At 53.0% G+C, this 18,688-nt stretch carries 16 protein-coding genes; 5 read left to right on the top strand and 11 right to left on the bottom strand.

Annotated features, from left to right (window positions below):
- Positions 1–170: 170 nt before the first annotated feature.
- Together J0A68_RS10215 and J0A68_RS10210 are read left to right on the top strand one after the other, a co-directional pair.
- Positions 171–848 (top strand): ABC transporter ATP-binding protein, encoded by a 678-nt coding sequence (locus J0A68_RS10215; RefSeq protein ID WP_206578109.1) that lies wholly within the window; start codon positions 171–173, stop codon positions 846–848.
- Positions 841–3,366, top strand: coding sequence for an ABC transporter permease (locus J0A68_RS10210; protein ID WP_206578108.1), 2,526 nt, complete (start codon positions 841–843; stop codon positions 3,364–3,366). Before J0A68_RS10215 ends, J0A68_RS10210 begins: the two co-directional genes overlap by 8 nt.
- Before the next feature lie 56 nt (positions 3,367–3,422).
- On the opposite strand, the gene J0A68_RS10205 is transcribed toward J0A68_RS10210, so the two are convergent.
- The 7 genes from J0A68_RS10205 to J0A68_RS10175 all read right to left on the bottom strand — a co-directional run bounded on the left by J0A68_RS10205 (position 3,423) and on the right by J0A68_RS10175 (position 11,124).
- Positions 3,423–3,881: a hypothetical protein gene (locus J0A68_RS10205; protein ID WP_206578107.1), complete on the bottom strand. Its 459-nt coding sequence runs from the start codon at positions 3,879–3,881 to the stop codon at positions 3,423–3,425.
- A gap of 16 nt (positions 3,882–3,897) precedes the next feature.
- The gene (locus J0A68_RS10200) at positions 3,898–4,260 is read right to left on the bottom strand and encodes a DUF4180 domain-containing protein (protein WP_206578106.1); all 363 of its coding nucleotides are present in this window, start codon (positions 4,258–4,260) and stop codon (positions 3,898–3,900) included.
- Between the two features lie 12 nt (positions 4,261–4,272).
- A complete protein-coding gene (locus tag J0A68_RS10195) occupies positions 4,273–4,572 on the bottom strand; it encodes a HigA family addiction module antitoxin (protein WP_206578105.1) in 300 nt (99 codons plus the stop codon).
- Positions 4,573–4,581: 9 nt separating this feature from the next.
- A complete protein-coding gene (locus J0A68_RS10190; RefSeq protein ID WP_206578104.1) occupies positions 4,582–4,863 on the bottom strand; it encodes a type II toxin-antitoxin system RelE/ParE family toxin in 282 nt (93 codons plus the stop codon).
- Positions 4,864–4,939: 76 nt separating this feature from the next.
- Positions 4,940–8,143, bottom strand: a complete 3,204-nt coding sequence (locus J0A68_RS10185; RefSeq protein ID WP_206578103.1) for an error-prone DNA polymerase — start codon at positions 8,141–8,143, stop codon at positions 4,940–4,942.
- A gap of 748 nt (positions 8,144–8,891) precedes the next feature.
- On the bottom strand, positions 8,892–10,385 hold the full coding sequence (locus J0A68_RS10180) for a Y-family DNA polymerase (RefSeq protein ID WP_206578102.1): 1,494 nt from the start codon (positions 10,383–10,385) through the stop codon (positions 8,892–8,894).
- Positions 10,378–11,124, bottom strand: coding sequence for an ImuA family protein (locus tag J0A68_RS10175; protein WP_206578101.1), 747 nt, complete (start codon positions 11,122–11,124; stop codon positions 10,378–10,380). The genes J0A68_RS10180 and J0A68_RS10175 overlap by 8 nt, the downstream gene beginning before the upstream one ends.
- 70 nt (positions 11,125–11,194) lie before the next feature.
- Here J0A68_RS10175 and J0A68_RS10170 point away from each other — a divergent pair, with 70 nt between their 5' ends.
- The gene (locus tag J0A68_RS10170) at positions 11,195–12,001 is read left to right on the top strand and encodes an XRE family transcriptional regulator (protein ID WP_206578100.1); all 807 of its coding nucleotides are present in this window, start codon (positions 11,195–11,197) and stop codon (positions 11,999–12,001) included.
- A gap of 151 nt (positions 12,002–12,152) precedes the next feature.
- On the opposite strand, the gene J0A68_RS10165 is transcribed toward J0A68_RS10170, so the two are convergent.
- Positions 12,153–12,407, bottom strand: a complete 255-nt coding sequence (locus J0A68_RS10165; protein ID WP_206578099.1) for a Txe/YoeB family addiction module toxin — start codon at positions 12,405–12,407, stop codon at positions 12,153–12,155.
- 10 nt (positions 12,408–12,417) lie between these two features.
- Positions 12,418–12,672, bottom strand: coding sequence for a type II toxin-antitoxin system Phd/YefM family antitoxin (locus J0A68_RS10160; protein ID WP_206578098.1), 255 nt, complete (start codon positions 12,670–12,672; stop codon positions 12,418–12,420).
- A 344-nt stretch (positions 12,673–13,016) separates the two neighbouring features.
- On the opposite strand from J0A68_RS10160, the gene J0A68_RS10155 reads away from it, so the two are divergent.
- Complete coding sequence (locus J0A68_RS10155) at positions 13,017–13,898, top strand: inositol oxygenase family protein (protein WP_206578097.1); 882 nt, start codon at positions 13,017–13,019, stop codon at positions 13,896–13,898.
- Positions 13,899–14,067: 169 nt separating this feature from the next.
- Entirely contained in the window at positions 14,068–15,639 is a 1,572-nt protein-coding gene (locus J0A68_RS10150) for a solute:sodium symporter family transporter (RefSeq protein ID WP_206578096.1), read from the top strand.
- 36 nt (positions 15,640–15,675) lie between these two features.
- Here the strand turns inward: J0A68_RS10150 and J0A68_RS10145 are convergent, their stop codons facing one another.
- Positions 15,676–16,818 carry an acyltransferase family protein gene (locus J0A68_RS10145; RefSeq protein WP_206578095.1) on the bottom strand — a complete coding sequence of 381 codons (1,143 nt, stop codon included), beginning with the start codon at positions 16,816–16,818 and terminating at the stop codon, positions 15,676–15,678.
- Between the two features lie 518 nt (positions 16,819–17,336).
- Complete coding sequence (locus J0A68_RS10140; RefSeq protein ID WP_206578094.1) at positions 17,337–18,578, bottom strand: metallophosphoesterase; 1,242 nt, start codon at positions 18,576–18,578, stop codon at positions 17,337–17,339.
- Positions 18,579–18,688: the final 110 nt, after the last annotated feature.

Here is an 18,688-nt window from a genome sequence, read left to right as displayed (position 1 = left end):
TAAATAAATTTAACATAGTCAGTCCGGATTCGCCGGATACCTGTGACATAGGCGATTTTCCGTTCGGAAAGCCAAGGATTGTGGGTTTGTACTCCGATTGCTATATTCCGTCAACCATTGCGAGGCTTTACCGTTAAGCCTTTGTCCGTCCCAAGACTCCCATATCCCCTATGACAATTTTATCAGTAGCAAACCTGAGCAAGGTGTACCAAAGCGGCAGCAGGAAACTGACCGTTTTGGACGAAGTCAACTTTGACATACAGTCCGGAGAGATCATCTCCATCGTCGGGCCCTCGGGCAGCGGCAAAACTACCCTCCTCGGCCTATGTGCAGGACTCGACTCCGGCTCTTCTGGCAGTGTAATCCTCAACGGGCAGGCTTTGGAAAAACTCAACGAAGACCAGCGCGCTGCCGTCCGTAACAAGGACGTGGGATTTATTTTTCAGAATTTCCAGCTTCTTCCCACGCTTACCGCCTTGGAGAATGTCATGGTGCCTTTGGAGTTGAAAAAGCGGAAAGATGCCAGGGAAAAAGCCTTGGAGCTTTTGACGAAAGTAGGACTTGGGGATCGGGCGACGCACTATCCGACCCAGCTTTCCGGCGGGGAGCAGCAGCGGGTATCCATCGCAAGGGCTTTTGCCAATGAGCCTAAGATCCTTTTCGCAGACGAACCAACCGGTAATTTGGATACCGAAACCGGAGAGATGATCGAGAAATTGATTTTTGACTTGAATACCGAAAAAGGAACCACCTTGGTTTTGGTCACCCATGACTTGGATCTGGCGGCCAAAACCCAGCGAATCATTCATATCAAAGGAGGAAAAATCCAGGAGGACTCCCATGCCTGATTTCAACTGGATTTTCAAAATGGCGCTCCGGGATTTCCGGAAAAACCTCTCGCGCCTTCTTCTCTTCGTTTCCTCCATCGTGGTCGGCATTGCAGCGTTGGTGGCCATCAGCAGCTTTGGGGAAAACCTGGTGAAAGACATCGACAACCAGGCCAAGGAGCTTTTGGGGGCTGATTTGGTCTTGGAAAACAACAAGCCACTGGGTGAGCAAAAGGTAGATTCCACGGCAATCCAAATCGCTTCGGAGGTCAATTTTGCCTCTATGGTCGCTTTTCCCCAAACCGGAGCCAGCCGACTGACCCAGGTCAGGGCGCTGGAGGGTGATTTTCCTTTCTATGGAAAACTGGAAACCATCCCGGCTTCAGGAGACTCGGACTTCAGAAGTGGAGGGCAAAAGGCCTTGGTCGAAAAGACCCTGATGGCGCAGTTCAATGCCGAGGTGGGTGATTCCATCAAAGTTGGAGCTTTGAGCTTTGTGATTGCAGGAGAGCTGCAAAAAGTGCCCGGACAAACTGGGATTACCGCAACCGTGGCCCCAGCGGTTTACATCCCCTTGGCCTATCTGGAGGAAACCGGCTTGGTACAATACGGAAGCCGGGTGGAGTACAATCGGTATCTGCAGTTTGCACCGGAAACGGATGTAGAAGCACTGATCAAACCCTACGAGGATCAGTGGGAAATTGACCGCGTGGATGCCGACACGGTGGAGGATCGAAAGCGATCCACGGGCCGATCTTTCGGCAATCTTTCCAACTTCCTAAGCTTGGTGGCTTTTATTGCCTTGCTCTTGGGCTGTGTGGGTGTGGCTTCAGCGGTGAATGTTTTTGTGAAGGAAAAACTGGCCTCTGTCGCGGTATTGCGCTGCCTGGGTGTTGGCTCCAGAGATGTGCTTTTGATTTATTTGACCGAGATCATGGTCATGGGTTTGGTGGGTGCGATGTTGGGTTCTTTTCTTGGAACTGTCCTACAATTCATCCTTCCGGCCGTCTTTTCGGATTTCTTACCGGTGGAAGTGACTGTAGGGATTTCCTGGAAGTCGGTTGGCTTTGGAATAGTCACGGGGCTTTTTGTCTCGGTGCTTTTCGCATTGCTGCCACTTTTGAAAGTGAGAAATGTATCCCCCATGGCCACCTTGCGGCCGGAGACCGCAGATTCGACTTTGATCAAAGATCCCGTTCGCTGGTTGGTGATCTTGGGGATTTTGCTTTTTATTTTCGGATTCAGTTGGTACTTGCTCAAGCAAGTCACTTGGGCGCTTGGGTTTACGGGTTTTGTCTTGGTGGCATTTGGAGCACTTTGGGGAGTGGGAAACCTGATCATGTGGGCCGTTCGGAAGTTTTTGCCGATTTCCCTCAGCTACCCTTGGCGTCAGGCATTGGCCAATTTGTACCGTCCCAACAACCAGACGATTTCTTTGATCGCGACCATTGGTTTGGGTACGGCGATGATCAGCACCTTGTTTTTTCTCCAAAACCAACTCCTCGAAGAAGCGAGATTTGCGGATAAGGAAGACCAGCCCAATATGCTGATGTTTGATATCCAGAGTCCTCAATTGGATGATGTAAAAGGAAGAGTGACCGGACGAAATATGCGGATTATACAGGAGGTGCCGATCGTGACTATGAACCTGAATGAGATCAATGGGATCGACAAGCAGGAAAATGAGGAATTGCCAGATGAGGAGAACTACAGCCGATGGCTGTACAATCGCGAATTTCGGGTGACCTATCGAGATACGTTGATTTCTTCAGAGACTTTGACCTCCGGGGAATTGATCCCGGTGGGAGCCAGAGGAGACAGTATTTTTGTCTCTTTGGAAAAAGGATTTGGGGAAGGCAATGGGCTGAAGATCGGCGACGAATTGGAATTCAATGTCCAAGGCCGTCCGATCAAAACCTATATCGGCAGCTTTCGGGATGTGAAGTTCAACCAAGTCTCTACCAACTTCCTGGTGCTTTTCCCGAATGGCGTGCTGGAGCAAGCTCCCAAATTCCATGTGATCATCACCAAGACCAAAAACGACCGGGAAGCTGCCGATGTGCAGTCAGAGATCGTGCGGGAGTTTCCTAATATTTCCATCATCAATCTGGGTACCATAGTGGAGACCCTGGAAGATATCTTGGGCAAAATCAGCTTTGTGATCCAGTTTATGGCCTTTTTCTCCATAGCTACCGGACTTTTGGTGCTGATCAGTTCACTGATCATCAGTAAGTACCAAAGGATGCGGGAAAGTATCCTGCTTCGGACGCTTGGGGCAAGTTCAGGGATCGTCCGTTTGATCAATACGCTTGAATATTTCTTCTTAGGCTCTCTTGCCTCGCTTTCCGGGATTCTGTTGTCCTTCATGGCTACCTTCCTTTTAGGGGAGTTTGTCTTCAACATGGACTTTAGCTTGGCCTGGAAAGAAGGTTTGGTGATCTATCTGGCATTGACAGGGCTTACGATCGTGTTGGGTTGGCTCAATGGCCGTAGAATCATCAACCAACCTCCCATGGAGATTTTGAGGGGGAATGCTTGATTTGAGATTTGCGGTTTGAGATTTGAAATTCGAGGGCCAGGCCAATAACATGAGGCCTAGCCCTCTCTTTTGATGATCCTATCCCGGAAGATCGGGTTTTCGGCGATGGCCTGGATAAACTCCGGCTCAAAGCTCTCGACGGTCAGAAACTCAAAGTTGGTCCAGAAGAAGTGCTTGAGGCCGTTGCTTTGGAGGATCTTTTCCCTGGAGCCCTCCGGCAAGTAGTCCAGTACGAGGGTGTCGGGGACTTTTCGAGCAAACTGATAAATCCCCAACTGATAGACCGGCAGCTCCAGAATCTGCTTGATACCCTCGATATCCGTTTGCAGATCGAATTGCATGGAGCGAACCTGGGCATTGCGGAGAAGGAGTCCGCTGCTGGTCTTCACATCCGCGTCAAACCACCGGATCGCAGGACTGGGGTCAAACCTGTGGACGAAAAAATGCGGAACCGTCGGGTCAAAAATACCCAGGATGTCGTTGTTTGATTCGGTTTCGAGGGTGATGGAGTGCATTTTTTTGGGAGTGGAGTTAATTCTTGGCTAAGACCTCAATGGCTTTCTCCAGTGTGCTGACAAAGTTGAGCTGCCGACCCCGGTTGCTTTCCCGGATGAAATCCCGGACGCTCTTGCTGTCGTACTTTTCGAAATCACCGACGATAGCCAGTCGAATCCGGTAGTTGGAAAACTTTTGGAGGATGTCCCCCGCGATGCCGTTTTTCAGGTCAAAGAAGTCCGCGGACAGGTGTTTCTCATGAAGGATTACCCGGTCTAGGCCTTGATAGTAAAGGTTGCCCAGGAGATCGACCGCATCCTGCGCGGAGGCAATCAGCAGAGGCTCTCCGCTGAGTTCCGCGATGGTAATTGGTCCGAGGGAGTGGGTGAGGAGTTGCATGGGGAGAATAGGTCAAGCGGCACTTTCTTCAGCAGGTTTAATGCTTTCCAGCTCCTTTCCTTTTAATGTCTGTTCTTCCTCCAAGTCAAAGTCATTCTGTAGTCCCAACCAAAACTTGGCGCTGTTGCCAAAAAACTTGGCGAACCGCAAAGCGGTGTCGGCGGTGATTCGACGATTGCCCTTGATGATTTCCGAGATCCGGGTTTGGGGGATGAATGTCTCTTTTGCCAGACGATAGGCAGAGATGCCCATTGGGGCCAAAAACTCCTCTTGCAGTATTTCTCCTGGATGGATGTTTCTTAGCGTTTCCATAGTGTGTTTTTAATGGTAATCTACGATTCGGACTTCATGGGCGTCGTTGTTGCTCCATTGGAAAATGATTCTCCACTGGTTGTTGATCCGAATGCTGTAAAATTCTTTCAGGCTCCCTTTCAGTCTTTCGAGGCGGTTGGCCGGAGGTGTCCTCAGATCGTGGATGTCCTGTGAGTTGTGTAGCATTCTCAATTTTCTTCGGGCAATATCCTGAATTTCATTGGGCAGTTTTTTGGATCTGAGGCCATTCCAGATTTTTTCGGTTTCCTTATCTCCAAAACTTTTTATCATTACTGATGAGCCACGATACTAACGTTGAATGTAAGTGTTTGGTTGGTGTATTGCAAATTCCCGATGCGAGCGAAGTTCACCTAAAATCCCTCGAAGGAAACAGCTCTCCCTGGCTGGCTTTGGCCTGTTTTTTTGCCCCTTCTTCCAGCATCTTTTTGGAAACCTTGGGCTGTACCGTGCCCAGGTCTCTCGCCTCGGCCTTGAGGTCCATCAGCGAGGTCAGGTTGCGGCAGGTATGCGCCACCACATGGATGACCTCGCCTTCGATCTGTACCTTGCCAGTGACCATGAAGAGCCGAGACTGGACAATGACCTTGCGGTATTTTTCAAAAGTTTTGGCCCAGATCACCAGGTTCGCGAATCCGGTCTCGTCCTCTATGGTGACAAAGAGCACACCCTTGGCTGTGCCGGGACGCTGGCGCACGGTGATCAGCCCGCAGACTTTGACGGGCATGCCGTTTTTCAGCTCCTTCAGCCTTGCGGCAGGCAGGACGCCGAGCTGCTCGAGCTGGGGACGGACGAAGCTGACCGGATGGGCTTTGAGGGAAAGTGTGGTCGAGGAGTAGTCCCGCATGACGTGCTCCATAGCCGAAATTCCCGGCAAGACGATGGCCGAATCGGAGGGACTTTCCACAGCTTCCTCGCGGAAAATGCCAGGGAAACGGCTTTGCAGGGCTGAGATCTCCCAAAGCGCCTGCCTCCGATCCAGTCCGATGGAGCGAAAGGCATCCGCGTCGGCCAGCCTTTCCAAGGCCGCTTGGGAAACACCCGCGTTGGCAAGGTCGATGATACGGGTGAAAGGCTGGGTGCGCCCGGAGCTCAGGCGCAGGGCTTCTTCCTCGGGAAATCCCTTGATCTGTCGGAAGCCTAGCCGGAGCGCATGCCACTTGCCAGCGGTTTTCTCCAGGGTGTTATCCCAAAAGGAATGGTTGATGTCGATGGGACGGACGTCCACGTCGTGCTTGCGGGCATCGATCACGATCTGGGCGGGTTGGTAGAAGCCCATAGGCTGGCTGTTGAGCAGGGAGGCGGCGAAGATGTCGGGGTAGTAGCACTTGATCCAGGAGGAAATGTACACCAGTAGGGCAAAGCTGGCGGCGTGGCTTTCCGGAAAGCCGTAACTGCCAAAGCCTTCCAGCTGTCGAAACACCCGCTTGGCAAATTCCTCCGTGTAGCCCTTGGCCACCATGCCGTCGACCAGTTTTTCCTCCCATTGACTCACGAGTCCTTTGGCTTTGAACGTAGCCATGCTGCGGCGAAGGCCGTCGGCTTCCGCTGGCGTGAATCCCGCCGCCACGATGGCGATTTCCATGGCCTGTTCTTGGAAAAGGGGCACGCCCAGCGTCCTGCCTAGGATTTCCTCCAGCTCTTTCGAAGGGTATTCGATTGGTTCTTCTCCATTTCTCCTTTTAAGGTAAGGATGAACCATGTCGCCTTGGATAGGGCCGGGACGAACGATAGCCACTTCAATGACAAGATCATAGAAGTTGTCTGGGCGGAGCCGTGGCAGCATGGACATCTGCGCCCGGCTCTCGATCTGGAATACGCCCAGCGTATCCGCATGGCAGATCATCTCATATACCTGTTTGTCGTCTTGGGGGATGTTGGCTAGAGTCCATTCCAGGCCGTAGTGCTGTCGGGCGAGGTCAAATCCCTTGCGGATGCAGGTGAGCATGCCGAGAGCCAAGACGTCCACTTTCAGGAAGCCCAGCGCGTCCACGTCGTCCTTGTTCCACTCGATGCAGGTACGGTTTTCCATCCGGGCATTGAGGATGGGACAGAGATCCGAGAGCTTATTTTGGGTGATGACAAAGCCTCCGGTATGCTGCCCCAGCTGTCGGGGAAAGCCGATATATTGCCCTGTCAGTTCCAGTACCTTTAGCAAGTGCATGTCCCGAGGGTCAAAGCCTTCGAGCGAAGGAACCTCATTTTGGTACCAGCCATCGGTCAGCTCGTGGCTGGACTTGGAGAGTCGGTCGATCATGTCCACGGAGAGCCCCATGGCTTTGCCCACATCCCGAATCGCGCCTTTCCAGTGTACCTGCGTCACGGTGGCGACGATGCCTGCGCGGTCACGGCCGTATTTTGCATAGATATACTGCATCACTTCCTCCCGGCGCTCGTGCTCGAAGTCCACGTCTATATCCGGCGGCTCGTCCCGGGCATCGGACATGAAGCGTGCAAAGAGCAGCTTAAACTTGGACGGATCGACGGAAGTGATGCCAAGGCAAAAGCAAACTACCGAGTTGGCGGCGGAGCCTCGGCCCTGGCAGAGGATCTCCCTTTCCCTCGCAAAACGCACGAAATCATGCACGGTGAGAAAGTAGGAGGCGTAGTTTTTACGCTCCATGAAGTCCAGCTCGTAGCGGATCGTTTCGTTGATTTTCTCCGGGATATTTTCTCCGAAATGGGCTTTGGCTGCCTCCCAAGTCAGGCGAACCAGCTCCTCTTGCGGGGTTTTTCCCTCGGGGACGATTTCCTGCGGATAGACGTATTTCAGTTGGTCTAGGGAAAACCGGCAGGCCTCGGCAATCTCCTGGGTGCGGGCGATGGCATCGGGATAGTCTCGGAAGAGACGCAGCATCTCCTCCTTGGGCTTGAGGTAGCGCTCGGCGTTGGAGTGGAGACGAAAGCCCGCCGAGTGGATGGTGCATTTCTCCCGAATGCAGGTGAGCACGTCCTGCAGCTCCCGTCGCTCGGGAGCATGGTAGTGCACGTCGTTGGTGGCGACCAGGGGCGTGTGGAGTCTTTTGGAGAGCTGCGAAAGCTGAAACAGCCGCTTGTGGTCGTCCCCCGAGTAGGAAAAGCTGGCTCCGAGGTAGAGGTTTTCTCCCAAGGCTTCGCAGTATTCCTCGAGGCTTGCGATGAAGTTTTTGGGAAAAGAGAAATCCTCTTGGAGAAGGCCTGGAGCCAGGGCGATGAATTTTATCCCTTCGGCAAGCTCGTACAGGTCCTTTCTGTAGAGATGGCATTCGCCCTTTTCGGCGCGGAGGTTTCCGGTGGTGAGCAAGCTGGAAAGACGGCTGTAGGCGGCTTGGTCAGTTGGGTAGGCGAGGAGGCTGGGGCCGTCCAAGAGATCCAGGCGGCAGGCGGGGATAAATCGGATAGTTTTGCCCCGCGCGGCCGCATGCGCGCGAACGATTCCTGCCAAAGTATTCCGGTCGGTAATGGCGAGGCTTTGGTAGCCGAGCTCAAGGGCCTGGTCGACCAGCTCCTCGGGATGGGATCCGCCCCGGAGAAAGGTGAAGTTGGAGGTGACTTGTAGCTCGGTGTAGTCCATGTTGCTTTTTACTGCTATTTTTTTTACCACAGAGGGCGGGAGAAAAGGGAGGGCGTTTCCGCTGTTATTTCGGTTGTCCTGCTTCTCCGGCGGCTGGACTTTCCTCTTTTGTTTTTAAAATCTCCCGCAGACCTGCCGGCCGCAGGCAGGTTTTCACAGATAAAGTCACAGATTACCACAGCATGGAGATCGTGTTTTTCGATGCCTTTCCGCTGTCCTGCTTCTCCAGAAGCTGGACACTTTTCTGATTCTTTGCATCTTCCTGTCTCTCGAGGGCTTTTTTCTCGCGGAGGCACTAAGACGCGAAGCTTTTCTCCCATTTCTCGGTGCACTCTGTGGTGAAAGGATTCTCCGTCAAGCCAAGCCAAAACCACTTGGGGCGGCTGTTTTTTGCACTTCGCGCATGATTCACCGCTAAGACGCTGAGCACGCAAAGGTTTCGCAGAGTGGTTCTTCTCCTTTTCGCTGTCCTTCTTCTCCAGAAGCTGGACGTTTTTTTATTCTTTGCGACTTTCCGTCTTTGCGAGAAAATAATTCTAGCGGAGGCGCTAAGACGCGAAGCTTTTCTCCCATTTCTCGGTGCACTCTGTGGTGAAAGCTTTTTCCGTCAAGCCAAGCCAAAACCACTTGGGGCGGCTGTTTTTTGCGCTTCGCGCATGATTCACCGCAAAGACGCTGAGCACGCAAAGGTTTCGCAGAGTGTTTTTTTTCTCTCCAATTCCTCCGGCTCTCTGTGGTAAATTTTTCACTAAGCAAAGAAGCCATGGATAAACCACTTGGGATCTTCTTTGCCGTAAATTCCCAGCCGAAAGAGCCAGTAGCGCTTGCCGTTTTCATCCTCGATCACATAGTAGTCCCGGGGCGGACCGGATTGCAACCACCACTCCTGCTCGATGCGCTCGGGGCCGTCGGCTTTGGCCACGCGCAGGATTTCCCCGCGGTAGCGAAAGTGCAAAGGCGGATAATCCGGCAAAGGCACCATCACGTCGATCCGCTCCGGGGAAGCAAGGAGGTGGAGCGGCCGGGGGCGCTGGCTGTCCCAGTCCGTGCTTGGTTTATCCTCCAGGGAGACTGCTTCCCGGATCGAATGCTCCGGCCAGTGCTGCTCTTGCGGCAGGTAGCGGTGGATGGTCTGGGCTCCCATCTTGCCGGCCATTTTGTCCAAGAGCTCAGCCAAGGCCGTGACATCGTCCCCGGCGCTGTGCCAGAGCGACTCCTGCGTTTCGCTGATTTTTTCCACCAGCAAGGCTTCCAACTCAAAGAGCTCGATGCCCAGATCCGGTTCGATCAAGGGGATTTTGAGCTCAAAAAGCCGAAGCAAGTGCTCGGGATGATGCGAGGGCATGTGTGTGCCGATGGAGACCTCCTCGACTTTGCCGTCCAGGCGATGTCCCCGGAAGATGCCTTTTCGCATGCCTTTCTTCTCCTTGGTAAGCCTTTGGCAAATGGTTTTCAGTAGCTCTTCCAGCGCGATTTTGATCCCCGGAGCCGTACGAACAGGCTCCAGACAGGGCAGTCGCTCCAGATAGGGCTCCTTGGGAAGGATGGGGTCAAGCGTTTCGTGTGCGCTGCCCAGAGCCTGTCCCAGCCTCTGGAGGGTAGCTTCGCCAAAGCGCCTGCGGAGCGTAGGGGTGGGAATGTCGATAAATTGCCCGATCTGGGTAAAGCCCAATTTCTCCATCCGGTCCAGCGTCTGCGATTCCAGACGGAGCGAAGCAGGGGGTAGGGAAAGGAGGGCTTCCCGCTGCTGCGCGGGAGGAATGATGCTTTGTCCTCCATAGCGCGCCATCGCCCAGGCCGAGGCGATGGTGTCGGCTATCGCGGCCTTGCCCTGATATCCCTTGGCTTGAAGGGTGGAAATGAGGCTTTCGAGGTAGGGTTTTTCCCCTCCCCAAAGATGGGGACAGCCCGAGATCTCCAGCACGAGCCCATCGGGAGCGTCGATTACCACGACTGGGGTGTAGCAAAGACACCAGTCTGCGAGGCCTTGGAGGAGTTTTTCTTCCCGTCCGGGTTTGTAGGGCAAGACCAAAAGCTCCGGCTGCAAAGCCCTCGCGTCGGCCACGGCCATCCCCGGACGTATGTCAAGAGACACCGCGGGAATGCTCGCGGCAGAGATGGTCATCCTACCTCGCTGCTTGTCGGCAAAGACAAAGGCCCGATCCCGAAGCTCGGGCTGTCGGATGACCTGCCGATCCGTGAGCAGGTAGGGGAGCCAAAGGGAAAGAAAACGCCTAGGCATAGTGTTGCTCTCGGGATAAGTGAACTTGCTTGCGGGATTCTCGAGGGGCAAAAGGCTGGAAGCGGCCTTCTTTCCATTCCATTTTCCATTCCCCAGGCCGGCCGTTTCTGACTTTTAGCAGGGAGACTTGCCAAGTGGGAAAGCCCACCCCCGGCATTCCCTCCGGCAAGTGGCTGCCCAGGGAGACGATCTTCCAGCGCGTGGTACAGGCCAGGGCATGCTGGTATTTGGGATGATGGCGGTGGAGGAGTCCGGTGACCTTGCTTTGCTCCACAGCCAGCTGTAGACGTTGGGACTCGGTGAAGCTGAGTTCCTGCAGTTCGCCGACCACAGCGGAGAGACTGCTGCACTTTAGGCCCAGTTCCATGGCCCAGAGCACGTCTTTTTCCTTTTTGAGATCGATGAAGATGACCCGCTCGGGGGCTATGCCGAAGCGCTTCAAGCCAGGGGGGAAAATGCTGCGCCGATTGCTGACCCAGAGGCAAAAACCGCCTTGGCGTACCAAGGAGGCCAAGAGGCCGGAGATAAATCCGTTGGTGGAGGCGGCATCGGCCGGATGGAGGCTGATAAACTCGTGCACCGTGCCCAGAGGAAAGCTGCCGCCGGGGAAGGCCGATTCAAAAGCGCCTAAGCCAAGGGAGTCCGCAGGAAGCTTGGGAGAAGAGCTGAAGCCTTCCAGTTCCATGATTTTTGCCTTGAGCTGGCGGATTGCCTCATTTTTGTCCGCTAATGTTTTCATACTATCCCTCCTTCCTTTATATTTGACACTAATCATGTCAAATTATTGACTCTAATAATATCAATAACACATGGCAAAGTCAACCATTTTCTTTGCGGAGAACCTGAGGTTTCTCCGGGAGCGACGCAAGCTGACACAGCAGGACTTGGCCGAGAGGCTGGGTGCGACCCGCTCCAAAGTCAACGCGCTGGAGTCAGGACAGACCAAGTCGCCGGTGATGGACGACCTCATTGGGGTGTCGGAGCTGTTTGGGATCAGTCTGGACAGCCTGGTCCGAGTGGAACTATCCAAGCTGGGCGAGCTGAAACTGCGGGAGCTGGAGGCGGGGAACGACGTCTATATCCGTGGCGGCAACCTGCGCGTGCTGGCTATCAGCGTGGATCGAAATAACAACGAGAATGTGGAGTACGTACCCGTCAAGGCTAAGGCCGGCTACCGCACGGGTTATAACGATCCGGAGTTTATCGCAGCCCTGCCGAAGTATTCATTGCCCAATCTGCCGGCTGGCGGGACGTTTCGGATTTTTCCCACCACGGGCGATTCCATGGAGCCTATCCCCGAGGGGAGCGACGTGGTGGCGCAGTTTGTCGCGGACTGGGCCTCGCTCAAGCCGGACACGCCCTGCATCGTGATCTTGAGGGAAAGCCAGGATTTTGTCTTCAAGCTGGTGACTTTGGGACAGGATGGGAAGGTGCTGCTCAAGTCGCTCAATCCACTTTTTGAACCCTACTTAGTACCGGTGGAGGAAGTGCTGGAGATTTGGGCTTTTTATGCCTACACCAGCCGGGAGATACCCGAGCAGGAAGGCGATATGCGGCAGCTCATGCGGATGATGGCCAAGATGCAGGCGGAGATTTCGACCTTACGAACGCAGTGAAATAATCTTAATGTGAAGGGGTGGGCTTTGGTCTGGAGGTTTTTTTTTGTCCCTGAGCGCAGCCGAAGAGTCCTCGACTCCGCTCGGACTGACACATGTTCCGTGTTTTTTGTGGAACTACGGAGAAAAGAAGGGCGGGTGAAGCAAAAACTCAGTAATGGTGCCTGCACTGGGCGATCTCCAGCGCACCGTCCTTCACCCGGTACACGAGTCGATGCTCCCGGTCTATCCTTCGCGACCACCAGCCTGACAGTTCGTTTTTCAACGGTTCAGGTTTTCCCGTTCCATGAAAAGGAGTCCGTTGGCATTCTTTGATGAGCTTGTTGATTTTTTTGAGAAACTTCACGTCTGTCTCAATCCAATACTGGTAATCCTCCCATCCTGTAGATAAAAAAATAATGTACATGGCAGGAGGCTCAGAGTTCGATAAGGTCTCTTTTCACGCCAAGACCTCTGTTTGCTTCGTCAATTGCCCGAAGTAGCCTCTCCGCATTTTTTGGGCTGCTCATCAGGTAGTAGGTCTCCTGCAGGCCTTCGTAGTCGGACTTGGATAGGACGACCACGTCTTCGCCATTGGCTCGGGTGACGTAGAGCGGGCGCTGGTCGTTGACGACATTGTCCAGGTAGGACTTCATGTTTTCGCGGAATTTGGAGTAGGTCGTGACTTCCATGATTTTCAGGGTTTTTACAAATGTAGCAACTTGTACGAAATGCTGTACAAGTTGTTTCTGCTTTTAGGAAAGCATTTTCATGAAATCAGCCAAGTTTTTTCAGTCCTGCTTTTTATGTAATCAGAAAGTCGTCGCCGTTTTACAGGTGAAAAACCATAGGCTATTTTGTGTTTCACTCTCCGATAGCTTGTTTGTGTTTCAATGGCTTGCAGATAAGCGCTTTTTGTTTCTATATTCCCCTTCGATCAATAAACCCATGAAATCTAGCAGGATGTAAACACCGCAACGTGATGTTTACAATCCATGCGAGATTCCATATGGCCATAAAAACAACGCATGATCATATGAAAACCAAGCTCCCTCAATCTGAAATCGCTCCCCTCCAATCCATCGAGGACTGGGAGGACGACCTGCTCACCCGATATCCCGAGCCCAAAGACAAGCAAGCCAAGGCCAAGGACGACTATCGCAACTACCACGACTCCGAGCGGGTGGATACGGTGCGCGAATTCTACAAGCTCAACCATACCTACCAGACCTACGATTTTGTGGTAGAAAAGGAAAGGGAGTTTTTGAAGTTTGAAAAGAAGGAAATGCCCTTTTGGGATGCGGTCAGCTTCCTCAATACCCTGGTGGATGATTCCGATCCCGATACCAACCTTGACCAGCTGCAGCACTTGCTCCAGACTTCCGAGGCGATCCGTGCGGATGGACATCCGGATTGGTTTGTGCTGACGGGCTTTATCCATGACTTGGGAAAAGTGCTGTGTCTCTTTGGAGAGCCGCAGTGGGCGGTGGTGGGAGACACCTTTCCTGTGGGATGTGCACACTCGGACAGGATCGTGTATCCGGAGTTTTTTGACAGAAATCCGGACTCTACCGACGGGCGCTACAATACCAAGTACGGGGTTTACAGCCACCACTGCGGGCTGGACCAAGTGAAGATGTCCTGGGGACACGACGAGTACCTGTATCAAATGGTCAAGGATTATATGCCTGAACCGGCGCTTTATATGATCCGCTACCATTCTTTCTATGCCCAGCATCGGGAAAATGCCTACGATCATCTGCTCAGCGACCATGACCGGGAAATGTTTATATGGGTGGACAAGTTCAACCCCTACGATCTCTACTCCAAAGTGCCTGTGCCGCCGGATGCCAAGGCGCTGAAGCCCTACTATGAGGATTTGGTAGCCAAGTACCTGCCGGCGACATTGAGGTTTTAAGAGCCACCGACCCGAAGAGGCTGTCTCATATCTGATGTTTGTCACATTGAGCGAAGTCGAAATGCGATTCACTGAAAATGGCCTTCGACTCCGCTCAGGCTGACACAATCAGGCCTGTTGAGAAGCCTCTTTTTCTTTTTTTATCGAGTACTAACCCAAAATACAATTCATGCTTACCCTTATTTCCTTCGTGGGATTCACGCTTTTTGTGGCTTTGTTTTCCTGGTACAAGTTGAGAAAAGAAAACCTCCGGTCCCGCGACGGGTACTTTCTCGGAGGAAGAAGCCTGACCGGCGGAGTGATCGCCGGATCCATGCTGCTGACCAATATCTCCACGGAGCATCTGATCGGCATGAACGGATCGGCCTACAAAAACGGCATGATCATCATCGCCTGGGAGGTGACCTCGGCGATTGCCCTGGTGATTGCGGCGCTGTATTTTTTGCCCATCTACCTCCGGCTGGGGCTGGCCACGATCCCCCAGTACCTGGCCATCCGCTACGATGAGACGACCAAAACCATCGTCTCCCTGCTCCTGATGCTTTCCTTTGTCTTCACGCTGCTGCCCATCGTGCTCTACACCGGCGCGATCAACTTGGAGAGCATCTTTGATGTTTCAGCGGTTTTTCAGATCACGAAGACCGAGGGGATCTGGCTGACGGTGATCACGATCGGTGTCATTGGCTCGGTCTATGCGATCTTGGGAGGGCTGAAAGCCGTTGCCTATTCGGACATGATCAATGCCGTCGGGCTGATGATCGGCGGCTTGCTGGTTCCGGTTTTTGCGCTTTGGGATATAGGTGCGGGAAGCGTCGCGGATGGCTTGGGCAAAGTCTATGAGGCCATACCGGAGAAGTTTGACGTGATCGGAGCGGAGGATTCGGTCTTGCCTTTCAGCACGCTTTTCACCGGATTGATGATCAACCAGCTGTACTTCTGGGGCATGAACCAGACCATCGTCCAGCGGGCTTTGGGAGCCAAAAACATGGCCGAGGCGCAGAAAGGCCTGCTCTACACGGGGATTTTCAAAATCCTCATTCCCCTCATCATCGTGCTGCCAGGCGTGATTGCTTACTATTACTACGGGGATCAATACTATGCGGACCAGGATTTTATCTATCCGGTTTTGGTCAAAAAAGTCCTGCCCCTGAGCCTCATCGGCTTTTTTGCAGCCGTGGTTTTGGGAGCGGTATTGAGTACCTTCAATTCGGTGCTCAATTCCGCCTCGACGATTTTCAGCCTCGATATTTACAAAAAGTTGATCCAGCCCAGCGCCTCGGACAGCAAGCTGGTGAAAGTCGGAAAGCTAAGTTCGCTGATCCTGGCCGTGGTGTCCATCCTGATCGCCCCGATGGTGGCCAATGCGCCCGAGGGCCTTTATCAGCTCATGCAGCAGCTCAACGGGATCTTTTTCATCCCAATCGCTTCGGTGTTGCTGGCGGGGTTTTTCATTCCCAAAGTGTCTGCGGCGGGAGCCAAGGCGGGCTTGCTTGTAGGCTTTGCGTTTTATCTGGTGACTACTTTTTGGATTGCGGTAGACATCCATTTTATCCATATCTGGGGGGTAGAGTTTCTGCTCAACCTGGCCGTGATGTACCTCGTGAGCCTGAGGTATCCGTCCACAGCTCCGGCCATGGCTTCCCGGAGCCCGCTCAACCTACAGGAGTGGAAGTATGCCAAGCCCCTGTCTTTGGCGCTTTGCCTGGTGACGGTGCTGATCTATTGGTGGCTGGGGAGGTAGGGATTTCTTTTGGTAGAAGCAAGACGTTGAGGTGGGCTAAGTCCTCTGCTTCGGGGCGGCCTGCATGAGAGGGATCGCTTTCAATTGCCGGATGGTCATCTGCTTCAGCTTTAGGGTAGGTTTCTCTACCAGGTACCAGCTCGCTATCGCAAAAATCAATACCAGCGGCAGGACGATCACAAAGAAAGTAAGTGGGGTCAGGTACTGTCCCCAATAAAGCATGGTCAGCTGTTGCAAGGGCCAGCCATAGAGATAAATCCCGTAGGAGAAGTCTCCGTACTTGGCAAAATTGGGAAAGAGCGCTTTTGGATGATAAGCGAAATAAAACAACAGGTAGGTGCCTGCGATAGGCCAGGCCAAGTCCATCAGTTGGAGCTTTAGCGCCAGTACAAAAACGGCCAGAGACAGTGCCAGGAAGAATGGGTGCCTCGGAATATGGTGTCTGTAGGCATAGACGAGGCTGCCGGCGAAGAAATAGGTGAAAAACCGGGGGTAAAAATAGGGATTGGCGAGAATGTATCCGTTCAGACTTGCGTCATGCTGAAATACGAAGCCGAAATTCTGCAAGGATAGCAGTGCATAGCAGCCAGTAAGCGCAATTGCCAAACCCGCTTTGTGTCTGAGACATCCCAGCCACACCAGTATCGGAACCGACAAGTAGCAGATAAATTCGTACTGGATGGTCCACATCGAGTTGTTGAGGCCGGTTTGCGGCAGATGGTTGAAGTAGTAGCCTTCCACGGGGGATTGCAGGCTGAGCATGTTTGCCAATTCCAGTTTTAGCGGGACATAGTCTAGAAACTCTCCATAGGACTTGATCCAGCTATGGCTGATGTGGCCGATAGGGCCAAATACCAGAAGGCAGAGGACAAAAGCGGCAATGAACCCGGGATAGATCCGGAGTACCCGCTTCTTCAGAAAATCCCAGAAATTGGAAGACCGCTCGAAGCTGCGCAGGATCAAAAAGCCGCTGATGACAAAGAAAAAATTCACGGCGGCGCTGCCGATACTTATTTTTCCACCACTCCACTTCATGAATGGCTCGTTTGCCGCAAAGAGCTCCCAGCCGTAAAAGATCGCGTAGCAATGGCAAAAGATGACGGCTGAGGCCAAAAGAAAGCGCAGCAAATCGAAATTGTTCAGGTTGAGCGTTTCCGGAATCAGGAGCTGTTTCTTCATGGGAAATGTCTTGGCGGCCGTGTGAAAAAACTAATATAAACTTTTGGAAGCGCTAAACCAGTCCGTGGTTCCAATGCTTCCCTACGCCATCCTGAATTCCTTATGATTGGGCCACGTGGAGATTTTCCCGGCTATCGGGGTGATTTGGAAAGCTAAAGTCGGAAAGCTTCTGTAGTGATTAGAAATTCGGAAAAAGTGCTTTGAGACGTATTTCAGGATCAAGGTGAAATTTGGCTTATAAACTCGATGCCTTTTATTTTTCCGTTTTTGAGAACGTCCAAAACAATCGTGCCTTCCTCTTCATGCTCCAAGACGATGGATTCTTCAATTTTGACCTCAGAACCTGCTAAGGTGTCATTGGATGCCAGATGGAGGTAGCTACGCCGTAAGAATTTTTGCCGCTCGGAATTCCTTAATTGCTCCACTAAGGTCTGTCCGCTCGGGCTCGTGCTGTAGGAGTAAGTCGATTATGATATTGATGTCGAAGTAAGGATTTTTCATTTTTTCACCTACTGCCACTATGCCTTCCTCCTCAGCTCCAGCACCGTAATCTCCGGCCAGATGCCTACCCGGCCCGGAAAGGCCAAAAATCCAAAGCCCCGGTTCACATGCAGGTAGCGGCCCAGCTCCTCATACAGTCCGGCCCATTTGGGATAGCGGAGGGAGGCCGGGCTCCACTTGATCCACCCGGGGATCTCTATCCCAAACTGCATCCCGTGGGTGTGTCCGCTCAGCGTGAGGTGGATAAACTGGCTGAATTTTTTCACTTCCTCGTCAAAATGCGAGGGGTCGTGGCTCATCAGGATCTTAAAGCCTTTCTCGCTTAGGTTTCGGGTTGCTTTCGCGAGATCCCCATGCTGGGCAAAACCCTTTCCCCAGTTTTCCACCCCGATCAGGTCGATGCTGGCTTCGCTCCCTCCGGCTCCGCTGAGGGCAGGCTTTCGGAGCTGGACGTTTTCGTTGCGCAGGAGCTTGAATCCCAGCTCCTCCTGGATTTGGTACAGGCGCTGCATATTGGCGGCTTTGGCCTCTTGGCTAGGCCAGGACATGTAGTCGCCATAGTCATGGTTGCCGAGGATGGAGTATTTGCCCATCGGGGCTTTCAGCTTTTTGAAGGTCTCCACCCAGGGTTCCATTTCCCCCGCATGGTTGTTGACCAAGTCGCCGGTGAAAAGGATGACATCCGAGCCTTGCTGGTTGATCAGGTCCACGCCGTACTCCAGCTTTTCCTTGTTGTCAAAGCTTCCCGAGTGGATGTCCGAGATTTGGGTGATGGTAAAGCCGTCAAACTCCTGTGGCAGGTCGTCAAACTCCAGCGTATGGCGGACGACGCGGTAGCGGTACTTGCCGATCAGTACCCCGTGCAGGATGCCCAAGAATGGGATAGCGGCGAGCGCCAAGGCCGTCTGGCTGACGAATTTCCTCCGATCTGGGAGGAAATCCCCCTCTCGACTTCCGGACACGGACTGGAAAATCCCAGTGAAAAAGCGGATGATATCTTCTCCAAACAGGAAGGCCAGGACAATCAGCTTGGGAATCAGCGACAGCACTAGGAGGGAGGCCATTCTCCCGAAATTGGGGCTGATCGCTCCTCGGTCGAAGGTCATAAAGCTGTAAGCGACGAATAGGTAAATGGCAATGGAAAAGGCCCAGAAACCGGCTCGGATCCAAACCTGCGAGGGAAATAGGGTTTTGAATGCTTGATAGGCGTACCAGTCGATCAGGCCGACAAATATCAGGAAGAGGAGAATTCGAATCACTTTCTTGGGGGTGTTGGTAGGGAGGGGGTTGGGGGAATCTGTGTTTTAAAATACCTGAACGGGAAGGAGAAAAGCAAGTTTGGATCAGGGCTGAAATCTGAAGTAGGAAA

Origin of the sequence: Algoriphagus oliviformis, assembly GCF_017254915.1 — a bacterium.
Taxonomy (GTDB): Bacteria; Bacteroidota; Bacteroidia; order Cytophagales; family Cyclobacteriaceae; genus Algoriphagus; species Algoriphagus oliviformis.
Note: the sequence above shows the minus strand (reverse complement) of the source record. Positions and strands in the feature narration are given on the sequence as shown.

Bases quoted from the DNA above. Each gene is read 5' to 3' on its own strand.
- J0A68_RS10150 (WP_206578096.1), top strand. From the start codon at position 14,068: ATGCTTACCCTTATTTCCTTCGTGGGATTCACGCTTTTTGTGGCTTTG.
- J0A68_RS10215 (WP_206578109.1), top strand. From the start codon at position 171: ATGACAATTTTATCAGTAGCAAACCTGAGCAAGGTGTACCAAAGCGGC.
- J0A68_RS10180 (WP_206578102.1), bottom strand. From the start codon at position 10,385: ATGCCTAGGCGTTTTCTTTCCCTTTGGCTCCCCTACCTGCTCACGGAT.
- J0A68_RS10160 (WP_206578098.1), bottom strand. From the start codon at position 12,672: ATGGAAGTCACGACCTACTCCAAATTCCGCGAAAACATGAAGTCCTAC.
- J0A68_RS10170 (WP_206578100.1), top strand. From the start codon at position 11,195: ATGGCAAAGTCAACCATTTTCTTTGCGGAGAACCTGAGGTTTCTCCGG.
- J0A68_RS10145 (WP_206578095.1), bottom strand. From the start codon at position 16,818: ATGAAGAAACAGCTCCTGATTCCGGAAACGCTCAACCTGAACAATTTC.
- J0A68_RS10200 (WP_206578106.1), bottom strand. From the start codon at position 4,260: ATGCAACTCCTCACCCACTCCCTCGGACCAATTACCATCGCGGAACTC.
- J0A68_RS10185 (WP_206578103.1), bottom strand. From the start codon at position 8,143: ATGGACTACACCGAGCTACAAGTCACCTCCAACTTCACCTTTCTCCGG.
- J0A68_RS10175 (WP_206578101.1), bottom strand. From the start codon at position 11,124: ATGAAAACATTAGCGGACAAAAATGAGGCAATCCGCCAGCTCAAGGCA.
- J0A68_RS10210 (WP_206578108.1), top strand. From the start codon at position 841: ATGCCTGATTTCAACTGGATTTTCAAAATGGCGCTCCGGGATTTCCGG.
- J0A68_RS10190 (WP_206578104.1), bottom strand. From the start codon at position 4,863: ATGATAAAAAGTTTTGGAGATAAGGAAACCGAAAAAATCTGGAATGGC.
- J0A68_RS10195 (WP_206578105.1), bottom strand. From the start codon at position 4,572: ATGGAAACGCTAAGAAACATCCATCCAGGAGAAATACTGCAAGAGGAG.
- J0A68_RS10205 (WP_206578107.1), bottom strand. From the start codon at position 3,881: ATGCACTCCATCACCCTCGAAACCGAATCAAACAACGACATCCTGGGT.
- J0A68_RS10165 (WP_206578099.1), bottom strand. From the start codon at position 12,407: ATGTACATTATTTTTTTATCTACAGGATGGGAGGATTACCAGTATTGG.
- J0A68_RS10155 (WP_206578097.1), top strand. From the start codon at position 13,017: ATGAAAACCAAGCTCCCTCAATCTGAAATCGCTCCCCTCCAATCCATC.